We start from the raw sequence: 11,700 nt of genomic DNA, 5'->3' as shown, positions 1-11,700 counted from the left end.
ACAATGAATGCTCTGAGTTCTTCCCGCTTCGTCAATGTCGGCGAACGCACCAATGTAACCGGATCGGCCAGGTTCAAGAAGCTGATCATGGCGGGCGACTATCCGGCCGCGGTCGAAGTCGCGCGCCAGCAGGTCGAAAACGGTGCCCAGATCATCGACGTCAACATGGACGAAGGCCTGCTCGATTCCGAGCAGGCGATGACTACGTTTCTCAAGCTGATCGCTGCCGAACCCGACATTGCCCGTGTGCCGGTAATGGTCGACAGCTCCAGATGGGACGTGATCGAAGCCGGTCTGAAATGCGTGTCCGGCAAGCCGATCGTCAATTCGATCAGCATGAAGGAAGGCGAGGCGCAATTCCTCGACCAGGCGCGCAAGTGCATGGCCTATGGCGCGGCGGTGGTCGTCATGGCGTTCGATGAAACGGGTCAGGCCGACACGAAAGAACGCAAGGTCGAAATCTGCAAGCGCGCTTATGACCTGCTGATGGGAATTGGTTTCCCGCCGGAAGACATCATTTTCGACCCCAATGTCTTTGCCGTTGCCACCGGGATTGAAGAGCATGACCGTTATGCGCTCGACTTCATCGAAGCGGTAAAGGAAATCCGCGAAGCATGTCCGCACGTTCATTTCTCGGGCGGCCTGTCGAACCTGTCGTTCAGTTTCCGGGGTAACGAACCCGTTCGCCGGGCGATGCACTCTGTCTTTCTCTACTACGCGATCCCTGCGGGGCTCGACATGGCGATCGTCAATGCAGGGCAGCTTGACGTCTATGATACGATCGACCCCGTTCTGCGCGACGCGTGCGAGGACGTGATCCTCATGCGCCGGCCGGATGCGACCGAGCGGCTGATCGACCTGGCGGAAAGCTTCAAGGGCCAGGACAAGGCGGCGGAGAAGGCGGCTGAGGAATGGCGCGGCTGGGATGTGAGCCGACGGCTCGAACATGCGTTGGTCAAAGGCATAGACCTGCATGTGGTGGATGACACGGAAGAGGCGCGTCTGGCCGTGGCGGAACGCGGCGGCCGCCCGATCGAAGTGATCGAAGGGCCGTTGATGGATGGCATGAACACCGTCGGCGACCTGTTCGGTTCCGGCAAGATGTTCCTGCCCCAGGTGGTGAAAAGCGCCCGCGTGATGAAAAAGGCCGTGGCCCACCTGATCCCCTATATCGAGGCGGAAAAGGAAGAAGGCGCCAAGGCCAAGGGCAAGATCGTGATGGCCACCGTGAAAGGCGACGTTCACGACATTGGCAAGAACATCGTCGGCGTGGTCCTGCAATGCAATGGATACGAGGTGATCGACCTGGGGGTGATGGTGCCCTGGTCAGCCATTCTCGATACGGCACGGGAGCAGGGGGCCGATATCATCGGGCTGTCCGGGCTGATTACGCCGTCGCTGGATGAAATGGTGACAGTGGCCGAGGAAATGAAGCGGGCGGGAATGGACATTCCCCTGCTGATCGGTGGAGCCACGACCAGCAAGGTCCATACCGCGTTGCGCATTGATCCAGCTTATGACGGACCGGTGATTCACGTGCTGGATGCATCGCGTGCGGTCGGGGTTGCCAGCCAGTTGTTGTCGGACACGCAGCGTGATCGCTTCGTTGAAAATACTGCCGACGATTATCAGAAGGTTCGGGAAGCGCGTGAAGGCAAGGGGCAGAGCGCCCTGCTCCCGCTGGAGGAAGCTCGCGAAAACGGTTTTGCTGCCGACATGGCGGAAAAGGCGCCTTCGCCCGCGCAGCCGGGCGTTCACGTGTTCGACGATTGGGACCTTACCGACTTGCGGCAGCATTTCGACTGGACCCCGTTCTTTAGGGCATGGGAACTGGCGGGCACCTATCCGGCTATTCTCGAGGATGCCGTTGTCGGGGAAAGCGCGCGCAGCCTCTATGCCGATGCGCAGGCCATGCTCGACCGGATCGTGGAAGAGAAATGGCTGACGGCGCGTGGTGTCGCTGCCTTCTGGCCCTGCCGCCGGGAAGGTGACGATGTTCTGCTCGACAATGGCACTCGTTTGCCATTCCTGCGGCAGCAAGTGAAGAAAAGCCGGGATCGCGCAAACTTCTGTCTTGCCGATTTCATCGATCCTGCGGGAGACTGGATCGGCGGTTTCGCGGTCGGTATCCATGGAAGCGAACCGCATCTGGAACGGTTCAAGGCCGCGCATGACGACTATTCGGATATTTTGCTCAAGGCTCTGGCAGACCGCTTTGCGGAAGCCTTTGCCGAACGGCTGCACCAGCATGTGCGGACGCAGCTATGGGGCTATGCTCCGGGAGAGCAATTGACGAATGAGGCCCTGATTCGTGAGCAATATCGCGGTATTCGCCCTGCTCCGGGCTATCCGGCCTGCCCCGACCACAGTCTTAAGCCGATCCTGTTCGACTTGCTCGATGCTGGGACGAACGCCGGCATTACTCTTACCGAAAGCCAGGCAATGTTGCCGACTGCGGCCGTGTCGGGATTCTATTTCGCCCATCCCGACAGCCAGTATTTCGGAGTGGCGCGTATCGGGCGCGACCAGCTTGAGGATTATGCCGCACGGCGCGGCATGGATGTCACAGTGGCGGAGCGGTGGCTCCGGCCCAATCTGGATTGATGCAAGCCAGCTTCAGGTGCGCAGGCTGACCGTCTGCCGCAGAGCATATTTGCGCGCGAGTTCGGTGTAGGCACCGACCAGGCGGTCATGCATCGAACGCTGGTCAGCGTCCGTGGCGCGGGCCGCAAGGGTCCTGTGTTCGCGTGCTCGCGCACGGTAGTAATCGTATCGCGTGGGTATCATGGGCCCCTCTCCTCCGATTCTGCCTAGGTATGGCGTGGCGAGGGGTGAAAAATTGACGCAGATCAAAATTCCTCACGCAAACTGCTGGGGTATGGGCGTGGGCGGTGCTCTTTCCTGCATGTTTAGCGGCCCGTTAACCGAGATCGGATAGGCTTGCCGACATGAAAAACCATGTCCTCAGCCCACTATCGCGTCCTTCGCGCCCACTCGTCGCCTTGCTCGCAATCGCGGCTGGCCTCGCCATTCCGGCAGGTGCCCTGCTCGCTCAGGCGCAGGACGGGCCCTACACGGTGGTCGAAACCGGGAAGACTTACGTGCGCTTGCAGGATGCCGTTTCAGCGATCGGCAGCGGCAAGGGCACGATTGCCATTGCGCCGGGACGTTATAAGGACTGTGCTGTCCAGAGCGGGGGCGATGTGTCCTATCTTGCGACCAAGCCGGGCACGGCGATCCTTGAAGGCATGGCCTGTGAAGACAAGGCGGCGCTGGTCCTGCGCGGCTATAATGCTTCGGTGTCGGGTCTGGTGTTCCAGAACCTGACATCATCGGATGGCAATGGTGCCGGAATCCGCCTCGAAAAAGGCAATCTGACTGTCGCGCAGAGCTGGTTCAGGGATAGTCAGGAAGGAATTCTGACTGCGTCGGATCCCTCCGGTCGGATCGTGATCGACAAATCGACATTCACGAACCTGGGGACCTGCTACTATTCCGCAGGGTGCGCCCATTCCCTCTATATCGGTGATTACGGGTTCCTGCGCGTTACCCGCAGCCGTTTCGAACGCGGAGCGGGCGGACATTATCTCAAAAGCAGATCGGCGCAGGTGCAGATCGCCTCGAACAGTTTTGATGATTCGAAGGGGCGGTGGAGCAATTACATGATCGACCTGCCGAACGGTTCGACGGGCCAGATCACCAACAACTGGTTTGTTCAGGGGCCGGACCATGAAAACCATTCGGCCCTGATCGCGATTGCGGCCGAAAAGCATCAGCATAGCGCCGATGGACTGGTGATTGCAGGCAACAATGCGCGGCTGGCGCCGTCGGTCAAATGGACGACGACTTTCGTCGCGGACTGGTCGGGTGACAAATTGCAGATTGGCCAGAATACCCTTGGACCGGGGATCAAGCCGTTCGAGCGCCGCTGACAATCAGTCGAAAGCCTTGGCGTAACGCACGATGCCGTGCGGTGCCGGGTCCTTGAAGACGATCCTTTGAAAAAATTTCGCAGGCGGGCCCGGGTAGTTCAACCCCGGATCATGGGTGAAGCCAAAGCGGCCATAGTAATCGGGATCGCCCAGAACAACGCACCCCCCGGCGCCTATGCGTTTCAGGTGGGCGAGCCCTTTCTCGATCAGGGTGGAACCGATCCCCGCCCGCTGCCGCAGCGGGATGACGGAAACCGGGGCCAGCCCGAACCAGCCGCGAGTGCCGTCACTGATCGTCACGGGTGAGAAGGCGATGTGGCCGACAATCGCCTGATCCATGTTTTCGGCAACGAAAGACAGCACAAGGTCGCCGTCCTGGCGCAAGCGGTGAATGATTTCCGCTTCGGAACCGTCACTTTGCGGGCTGCTGTGGAAGGCCGCGTGAGTCAGTGCCTCGATCGCTGCTTCGTCACCGGGAGCTTCCAGACGTGTGGCAATTGCGGTCATTCCAGAATGTGTCCGGCGCGATCGCGCTTTGTGGCGAGATAGCGTTCGTTGTGGGGGTTGGCAGGCAACTGGTGGGGCACCCGCTCGACGATTTCGACCCCTTCGGCGGCCAATGCCTCGACCTTGGCCGGGTTGTTGGTCATCAACCGGACAGCCCGGACGCCAAGCAGGTCGAGCATCCGCGCCGCCACCGGAAAATCGCGGGCCTCGTCAGGCAGGCCGAGCCGTTGATTGGCATCGACCGTATCGTAGCCCTGGTCCTGCAAGCGATAGGCACGCAGCTTGTTGATCAGGCCGATGCCCCGGCCTTCCTGCCTGAGATACAGCAAGACGCCCCAACCGCCGGTTTGCGTTTCCGCTGCCATGGCGCGCAGTGCCGCATTCAGCTGCGGTCCGCAATCGCATTTCAGGCTGCCGAGGATGTCGCCGGTCAGGCATTCCGAATGGAGCCGGACCAGAGGCGCGCGGTCGGCCGATTGGTTCCCGATTACGAGAGCGACATGTTCCCGCAAGTCGTCCGCACTGCGGAATGCGACGATTTCCGTGTCTTCGCAGGCCGTGACCGGCAGGCGGGCTCTGGTGGCAATGATCAGCCGCGCCGTGTCCTTCCACTCCGCAATGTCGGCAGGGTCGAGTTCATGTGCTTCGCCGGCCTGGGTCGGATCGACCAGGAAAGCGGGCAGCAGGCCAGCCAGCCGGGCCAGTTCCATCGCCGCCTCCGCTGTGGTGCGCCACGCGAATTGTTCGGCCAGGAACGGTCCCTTGAACGGTGCCGTCAGATCGAGTGCGGGATCCGCGATAGGCCGGGCGGTACTGAGATCGAAAGGCTCCGCCCCGCGGATCAGGACAGGTGCATGCGGTGCCGCCGCTTCACGCTGGTTGGCAAGCTTGAGCGTGGCCGCACGCGCGGCCGAAATGAGCATCGTGGCCGACTGTGCTTCAGTGGCGATTGCGGTTTCCACGGGCAGCAGGACCGGGCCGCCTGCCATTTCCAGCGGCCAGCCATGGCGCAAGGCATCGATTGCCTGCGCGACACGGCGCGCGCCGCTGCTCACAGGTCGAATTCCGTAATCAGCGGTATGTGATCGCTTGGCTTTTCCCAGCGGCGGGTTTCTTCGACAAAGCGATGAGTGGTGGATTGTGCGGCCAGCTCCGGCGAAGCCCACATATGGTCCAGCCGGCGGCCCTGATCCTTCTGCCGCCAGTACGAGCGATAGCTCCACCAGCTATAGTTGCGTTCCGGCGCCGGAATATGTTTGCGCCCCAGATCGACCCAGCCATGAGCATCGGCCAGACGGCCCAGCGCTTCGACCTCGATCGGTGTGTGGCTGACGACTTTCAGCAGGGCCTTGTGATCGTAAACGTCGCATTCCAGCGGGGCGATGTTGAAATCGCCGACCAGCAGGGTCGGGCGATCAATCGCGTCGGACCAGCGCGCCATCCGTTCGAGAAAATCGAGCTTCTGGCCGAATTTCGGATTCACTTCGCGGTCGGGAATGTCGCCGCCGGCCGGGATATAGACGTTTTCGAGCACCATGCCCTGACCGGGGCCGAGCAGTTCGACACCGACATGGCGCGCTTCGCCATTGTCCTGCCAATCGTGCCGGGAAAATTCGCGCAACGGAATGCGGCTGACAGTGGCGACGCCGTGGTAGCCTTTCTGGCCATGCACGGCGCGGTGGACATAGCCCAGTTTCTCGAAGGCATCGTGCGGGAAGAGGGGTTCCGCAACCTTGATTTCCTGCAGGCAAAGCACGTCGGGCGAATGTTCGGCAAGGAAGCGTTCGACCTGATCGATCCTGAGTCGGACCGAGTTGATGTTCCAGGTGGCAATAGTGACCATGCCGATGGCTTTAGGGTGAGATTCCGGTGGCGTCCATCCGGAGAACCGACTTGCCGTCCACCCATGCGATCAACTGTCGGGAAACGAAAAACCCTCGCCCCGGGGGCAATGGGGGCGAGGGTCCGTTCGAGCGTTCGTCACGCTGTCCAAGGCGGCCTTGGGGAAGAGGCTGGGGCAACAGGGGGGAAACCCGCCTCGATCCGCCTTGCAGAACCATTGATAGGCGCTTGCTGATTGCTGCTCAATGAACGGAATGCAGCGGCTGGTCGTTATGCTGCAACATCCCGCGCCAATCCGTTTACCTTGAGCGACGACCCGTTCTGCGGGGATCGCGGAATGTGAACGTGCTGTTGTCGATGGCCATGCCGTAACGCTGATTCGACAGGCGGATAGTGGTCCGCTTGTTTTGGGAATCGAGCGCAACCCAGCTCACGAGTTCCATGCCGCCGGGCGCAGCGGAATCCTGAATGAAGACCAGCGTTATGATTCCGTATTCGGGATGCTTGGAATCGCGAACTTCGATGCTGATGACATTGGGGTTCCCGGTGGGAATCAACTTGCCATATCGGCTGACGTCACGGGCCGGATCGAGCAGCGCACCCAGTGGGCTGTTCTTGATCGGCCAGCGCTGGACCTGATTAACCTCGTAATCGATCAGCGTCAGGGCATGCCCGTCGCCGACAATCAGCATCGGCACGCTTTTTTCGTATTCGAAGCGAATCTTGCCTGGCCGTTTCAGCGTCAGCACGCCGGAAATGCTCTGGCCGCTGCGGTCGGTCTGGACGAAATTGGCGCGCATCGTCGAAATGGCGCGCAAGGCGGTTACGGCGCGCTCAAGATCGGGGCTTTGCGCGGCCTGTGCCGGAATCGCGGGTGCGATGAATGCAACAGCGGTCGCCACGGCAACAGCCGCGGCAAGACCCCAGCGAATCAGTTTCTTCGAAGACGTCATCAAGTGGTTCATGCCCTTTTCGTTATCGTAGAGGGCTTGAACTCTTAGTGAACCCGTCGGGTTCCTTACTTGATCTTCGCTTCCTTGAATTCGACGTGCTTGCGCACAACCGGATCGTACTTACGAAAGCTGAGCTTTTCCGTGATGTTGCGCGGATTTTTCTTGGTTACGTAAAAGAAGCCGGTGTCGGCAGTGGAGACCAGCTTGATCTTGACGGTTGCGGGCTTCGCCATGGCGTGTTCCTAAATATCCTTAAGGCCGGTCTAGGGCCGAAATAACAGGGGCGGCGCGCAAGGCACCGCCCGTCAAGGCGCGGCCATTGCGCCAGCAAGGGACAAAAGTCAAGCGAGAGGGGGCTACCAGTCGACCTTGCCGCGATTGGCCTTGACCGTTCCGCGTGCCTTCTTCCCTTGCAGCCGTTTCTGTTTGCCCACGCGGTTGAGTTGCGACTTCTTTCGCCGGGCCGGCTCGATTTCTGCCTTGGCGATCAAGCTGGCCAGACGTTCGCGTGCTTCCGCCCGATTCGCTTCCTGCGTGCGGTGGGATCGCGCGGTCAGCACGATTTCGCCTCTCGCAGTCATCTTGCTGCCGGCGAGGGCCTTCAGCCGATGGTACACCGGCGGGGGCAGGCGCAGGGCGAACACGTCGAGGCGCAATTGCACGGCCGTCGCCACTTTATTGACATTCTGCCCACCCGGACCGGAAGAGGCGATGAAGCTTTCTTCCGCCAGGGAAAGGGCGCGTTGGACGATTGCGCTATCGCTCATTCGTTCCAGTCGAGCCCGAGGGCCCGCATGTCGGCTGGCAAGGGGGCCGTTGCCATCACCGGCGGCTTGTTCTCACGCGGAATGGCAAGGGCGCTGGCATGGAGCATGGTGCGTCTGGCGCGTGGATCGGGCGTGCCGTACACCGGGTCGCCCAACAGTGCGAAGCCCAGCCCCGCCGCCGCGTGAATGCGGATCTGGTGCGTGCGCCCGGTCAGCGGGCGAAACTCCACCACGCTGAGCCCGTCCTGCACGCTCAACCGCCGCCAGTGGGTTATCGCTGGCTTGCCTTTCTTCGCCGCAATCATTTTCCACCCGGCGTCGGCTGAACTGATCTTGGCCAGCGCCAGTTCCACCGTTCCACTTTCTTCCGCCAGTTCGCCGGCGACAACGCCGATGTAGGTTTTCTCCACCTGGCGGGCTTCGAACGCAGCGGAAAACCGTTTCAGTGCCTTCGGGTTGCGTGCCAGCAGCAGGCAGCCCGATGTGTCGGTGTCGATCCGGTGAACCGGCATCGGCGCGCGCTGGAACCCGAGCTTGAGTGCGTCGAAATGATCTTCCAGGCATCGCCCGCCCGCGCGGGGCCGCTCGATCGGCAATCCCCCCGGTTTGTCGATCACCAGAGCTTCGCCGTCCTCAAACAGGATCGGGATGCCGGATACGCTGTTCGTTGTCACGAGAGCGCCCCTGCGATTCGCTTCATCGCTTCTGCCAGAACGGCGTCGTCGGCCGCGAAACTGATGCGGAATCCATCGCGGCCGCCAAACGCGGAGGCGGCTACCACCGCCACGCCATGATCAAGCAAGTGCATGGCCAGCTTTTCGTCGTTGCCGAAGCGGTTCATCAACGGGGCCGCATCGACAAAGCAATAGAAGGCGCCGTCCGGCAGCGGGGTCGAAAGGCCGGGGATGGCGTTGATCGCTGCGACGACCATGTCACGCCGCTCGCGGAACCGTTCGCGCCAGCCGACAAGAAAATCCTGCGGCCCTTCGAAAGCCGCCGCCGCGGCAGCCTGACTGATTGAGCAAGGATTGCCGGTGGAATTCGATTGCAGCCGTGTCATCGCTTCGATCAGCCATTGGGGGCCGGTGGCGACGCCGATGCGAAACCCGGTCATCGCGTGGCTCTTCGATACGCCGGACACGGTGCAGATGCGGTCGGCCAGTTCCGGGCAGACCGCTGCCAGAGTGGCGTGCGGTTTGCCCGTGTAGTTGAGGGGGGCGTAGATATCGTCGGACAAAACCATCACGCGCGGATGCCGTTGCAGCACTTCGGCGATCGCGTGCAGCATTTCCGCCGGATAGACCGCGCCGCTCGGGTTGCCGGGGCTGTTCAGCAGCAGCCATTGGGTCGATGGCGTGATCAGCGCGTCGAGCGCGGCGGCATGGAAACGGAAATTGTCCCGCGCATGCGTGACCAGAGGCACGGCCTTGCCCCCTGCGAAACGCACGATCTGCGGATAGCTGACCCACCAGGGCGTCGGTACGATCACTTCCTCGCCGTTGCTGACCGTGGCGAGCAATGCGTTGAAGATCGCCTGCTTGCCTCCATTGGAAACAATGATCCGGCTGGGTTCGGTTTCAATGCCGAGATCGCGCTGGAAATGAAGCGCTGCTGCGGCTTTCAGCCGTGCTGTGCCGCTGACCGGCGTATAACGGGTCTGCCCCGCGTCGAGTGCGGCCTTGGCAGCTTCCACCACATGCGGCGGAGTCGGGAAATCCGGTTCGCCAACCGACAGCGAGATGATGTCGCGGCCCTGTTCGCGCAGTTCCGTTGCGCGGTCGGTCATCGCATTGGTGCGCGAAACCTCAATTCGCTGAAGCGCCTGTGAAAATCGCGGCTGGGTCATGTGATCAATTCTGCCTTCATCAGCCCACGCAGGGCATTGCCGAGGAAAAAGCCGTCCGAAAGGTCGTCGAGCGAGAGCGAGGCCTCCTTCGCGCGGCCTTGTTCGATCAGCGACCGGCGCAGCACGCCGGGCAGCAGGCCCAGCGCCATTGGAGGGGTCAGGAGCACGCCGTCGTCGCCCGGAACGAAGATGTTGGTGAAACTGCCTTCGGTCACCAGACCGTCATCGCGCAGCAGCAAGGCCTCGTCCGCTCCGGCAGCGCGTGCGGTGGCCAAGGCGAGGTCATAGAATGCGCGGTCGCTCGTCTTGTGGCGCAGGCGCAGGTCGCCGGTATCGACGGGTAGCGGCAGAACGGCACAGCGCATCGGTGCGGAAAACGGTGTGGGCAATGGCGCCGCTTCCAGCGCGGTCGCCCCGCTGCGCGCCAGCAAGAGGCGTATCCTGGCCGGGCTTTCCAGCTCGAAACAGAGTGCCTGGATCTGGTTGCGGGTGGCGTGACGATCAAAGGCGAAGCCAAGTTCGGCAGCGCTGGCCTTCATCCGTTCCAGATGCGGTTCCAGCAGTTCTATGCCCTTTTCCGGGTCGAAGCGCATGGTTTCGATCAGGTCACAGGCAGCGGCAGCAGACTGGCGCACGAAATCCCCTTTCACCAGGCACTCTCGCCATTCCGCTGCGCTTTGCGAATCCGCCACGACCGCAGAGCCTACGCCGAGTACCGCGCGACCGCTCCCGTTCTCGCCGGGGGTGAGCCGCAAGGTGCGAATTGCCACATTGAAGGCGGCCCGGCTAGATCCCCCGGACGCGTCGCCCGGTTCGTCCGGGCCGATCCACCCGATCGCGCCGCAATAAGGCCCCCGGGGCTGGGCTTCTACCCTGTCGATCAGTTCCATTGCCCGAATCTTGGGCGTGCCGGTGATCGATCCGCAGGGAAAGATGGCGCGCAGCAGATCCATGGCGCCCTTGCCCGGCAGCAACGTGGCGCGGATAGTCGACACCATCTGATGGACAGTGGGGTAACTCTCGACCGCGAACGGGGCGTCGACCCGCACGCTGCCGGCTTCGCACACACGTGACAGGTCGTTACGCATGAGGTCGACGATCATGAGGTTTTCGGCACGGTCCTTCTCCGAGCCGGACAATTCCGCAGACAACGCGCAGTCTTCCGCGGCATCGCGGGCGCGCGGGCGAGTGCCCTTCATCGGTTTGGCCTTGGCGGAGCCACCCTTCAGAGAAACGAACAGTTCCGGCGAAAAGCTCAGCAGCCAGTGGGACCCGTCGAAGATCACCCCGCCATACCCGGCGGCGGCCTTTGGGCGGATCGCGGCATAAAGGGCGAGCGGATCGCCGCGATAGCTGCCCGCCAGAGGGAACGTCAGGTTGGCCTGATAAATGTCGCCCGCGCCGATGGCTTCGCGCAGGGTATCGAAAGTGTGGGCGTACCCGCCGGGCGACAATTGCTGTTCGAGCGGACCGATCGCTGGTGCGGGATCGGCCGATGCCCGTTCCGCCAGCCATTGCGGAATCGCGGCGGCGGGAATCGTTTCATGGGTTTCAAACAGTCCGAGCCAGACCAGCGGCCCATCCGCGCCGGTGCGCGGGGCGCATAGCGAGGCGAGTCTGGGTTCCAGCGCAAGCCCGGCTTCGTAGGCGAGATAACCCGCAAGCGTGCCGCCCGTTTCCCGCCGCGCGGCGTCGGCCGCTGCCAGCGTATCGGCCACTTCTTCCGCCCGCCGGGCAATGAACAGTGCACTGGGCCGTTCGAACAGGTGCGCATCGCTTGCGCCTTGCGCTCGGGCATCGTCGAGCAGGACAAATATATTTCGCGCGGCCATCGCCCCGCCTTACCTTCGTGC

At 62.1% G+C, this 11,700-nt stretch carries 12 protein-coding genes; 2 read left to right on the top strand and 10 right to left on the bottom strand.

Translation table 11 applies throughout. The annotated features are described in order from the left end of the window. Positions 1 to 3: 3 nt before the first annotated feature. Positions 4 to 2,604, top strand: a complete 2,601-nt coding sequence (metH, locus tag MB02_RS08535; protein ID WP_067535600.1) for a methionine synthase — start codon at positions 4 to 6, stop codon at positions 2,602 to 2,604. A gap of 12 nt (positions 2,605 to 2,616) precedes the next feature. On the opposite strand, the gene MB02_RS17685 is transcribed toward metH, so the two are convergent. Further along, complete coding sequence (locus MB02_RS17685) at positions 2,617 to 2,787, bottom strand: hypothetical protein (protein ID WP_156495463.1); 171 nt, start codon at positions 2,785 to 2,787, stop codon at positions 2,617 to 2,619. A gap of 161 nt (positions 2,788 to 2,948) precedes the next feature. On the opposite strand from MB02_RS17685, the gene MB02_RS08530 reads away from it, so the two are divergent. Beyond that, the gene (locus tag MB02_RS08530) at positions 2,949 to 3,932 is read left to right on the top strand and encodes a right-handed parallel beta-helix repeat-containing protein (RefSeq protein ID WP_067535597.1); all 984 of its coding nucleotides are present in this window, start codon (positions 2,949 to 2,951) and stop codon (positions 3,930 to 3,932) included. Between the two features lie 3 nt (positions 3,933 to 3,935). Here MB02_RS08530 and MB02_RS08525 read toward each other — a convergent pair whose 3' ends face one another. The 9 genes from MB02_RS08525 to pabB form a co-directional block, all read right to left on the bottom strand. After that, the gene (locus tag MB02_RS08525) at positions 3,936 to 4,439 is read right to left on the bottom strand and encodes a GNAT family N-acetyltransferase (RefSeq protein ID WP_067535595.1); all 504 of its coding nucleotides are present in this window, start codon (positions 4,437 to 4,439) and stop codon (positions 3,936 to 3,938) included. After that, entirely contained in the window at positions 4,436 to 5,542 is a 1,107-nt protein-coding gene (gene ribA / locus MB02_RS08520) for a GTP cyclohydrolase II (RefSeq protein WP_067536358.1), read from the bottom strand. The genes MB02_RS08525 and ribA overlap by 4 nt, the downstream gene beginning before the upstream one ends. Beyond that, a complete protein-coding gene (locus MB02_RS08515; protein WP_067536355.1) occupies positions 5,491 to 6,282 on the bottom strand; it encodes an exodeoxyribonuclease III in 792 nt (263 codons plus the stop codon). Before MB02_RS08515 ends, ribA begins: the two co-directional genes overlap by 52 nt. 298 nt (positions 6,283 to 6,580) lie before the next feature. After that, positions 6,581 to 7,234 carry a LolA family protein gene (locus MB02_RS08510; protein ID WP_067536351.1) on the bottom strand — a complete coding sequence of 218 codons (654 nt, stop codon included), beginning with the start codon at positions 7,232 to 7,234 and terminating at the stop codon, positions 6,581 to 6,583. A gap of 65 nt (positions 7,235 to 7,299) precedes the next feature. Continuing rightward, positions 7,300 to 7,467 (bottom strand): 50S ribosomal protein L33, encoded by a 168-nt coding sequence (gene rpmG, locus MB02_RS08505; RefSeq protein WP_067535592.1) that lies wholly within the window; start codon positions 7,465 to 7,467, stop codon positions 7,300 to 7,302. Positions 7,468 to 7,590: 123 nt separating this feature from the next. Then, positions 7,591 to 8,001, bottom strand: a complete 411-nt coding sequence (gene arfB, locus MB02_RS08500) for an alternative ribosome rescue aminoacyl-tRNA hydrolase ArfB (RefSeq protein ID WP_067535589.1) — start codon at positions 7,999 to 8,001, stop codon at positions 7,591 to 7,593. Beyond that, a complete protein-coding gene (locus tag MB02_RS08495) occupies positions 7,998 to 8,675 on the bottom strand; it encodes an RluA family pseudouridine synthase (protein ID WP_067535587.1) in 678 nt (225 codons plus the stop codon). Before MB02_RS08495 ends, arfB begins: the two co-directional genes overlap by 4 nt. After that, positions 8,672 to 9,847, bottom strand: a complete 1,176-nt coding sequence (locus MB02_RS08490) for a pyridoxal phosphate-dependent aminotransferase (RefSeq protein WP_067535584.1) — start codon at positions 9,845 to 9,847, stop codon at positions 8,672 to 8,674. The genes MB02_RS08495 and MB02_RS08490 overlap by 4 nt, the downstream gene beginning before the upstream one ends. Next, on the bottom strand, positions 9,844 to 11,679 hold the full coding sequence (gene pabB / locus MB02_RS08485; RefSeq protein WP_067535581.1) for an aminodeoxychorismate synthase component I: 1,836 nt from the start codon (positions 11,677 to 11,679) through the stop codon (positions 9,844 to 9,846). The genes MB02_RS08490 and pabB overlap by 4 nt, the downstream gene beginning before the upstream one ends. Positions 11,680 to 11,700: the final 21 nt, after the last annotated feature.

This window comes from Croceicoccus estronivorus, assembly GCF_001625325.1.
Lineage (GTDB): Bacteria > Pseudomonadota > Alphaproteobacteria > Sphingomonadales > Sphingomonadaceae > Caenibius > Caenibius estronivorus.
This window is presented reverse-complemented; position numbering and strand designations above follow the sequence as displayed.

Excerpts from the sequence above, each read along its gene's own strand:
- metH (WP_067535600.1), top strand. The coding sequence starts at position 4 with ATGAATGCTCTGAGTTCTTCCCGCTTCGTCAATGTCGGCGAACGCACC.
- MB02_RS17685 (WP_156495463.1), bottom strand. The coding sequence starts at position 2,787 with ATGATACCCACGCGATACGATTACTACCGTGCGCGAGCACGCGAACAC.
- MB02_RS08530 (WP_067535597.1), top strand. The coding sequence starts at position 2,949 with ATGAAAAACCATGTCCTCAGCCCACTATCGCGTCCTTCGCGCCCACTC.
- MB02_RS08525 (WP_067535595.1), bottom strand. The coding sequence starts at position 4,439 with ATGACCGCAATTGCCACACGTCTGGAAGCTCCCGGTGACGAAGCAGCG.
- MB02_RS08515 (WP_067536355.1), bottom strand. The coding sequence starts at position 6,282 with ATGGTCACTATTGCCACCTGGAACATCAACTCGGTCCGACTCAGGATC.
- MB02_RS08510 (WP_067536351.1), bottom strand. The coding sequence starts at position 7,234 with ATGACGTCTTCGAAGAAACTGATTCGCTGGGGTCTTGCCGCGGCTGTT.
- rpmG (WP_067535592.1), bottom strand. The coding sequence starts at position 7,467 with ATGGCGAAGCCCGCAACCGTCAAGATCAAGCTGGTCTCCACTGCCGAC.
- arfB (WP_067535589.1), bottom strand. The coding sequence starts at position 8,001 with ATGAGCGATAGCGCAATCGTCCAACGCGCCCTTTCCCTGGCGGAAGAA.
- MB02_RS08490 (WP_067535584.1), bottom strand. The coding sequence starts at position 9,847 with ATGACCCAGCCGCGATTTTCACAGGCGCTTCAGCGAATTGAGGTTTCG.
- pabB (WP_067535581.1), bottom strand. The coding sequence starts at position 11,679 with ATGGCCGCGCGAAATATATTTGTCCTGCTCGACGATGCCCGAGCGCAA.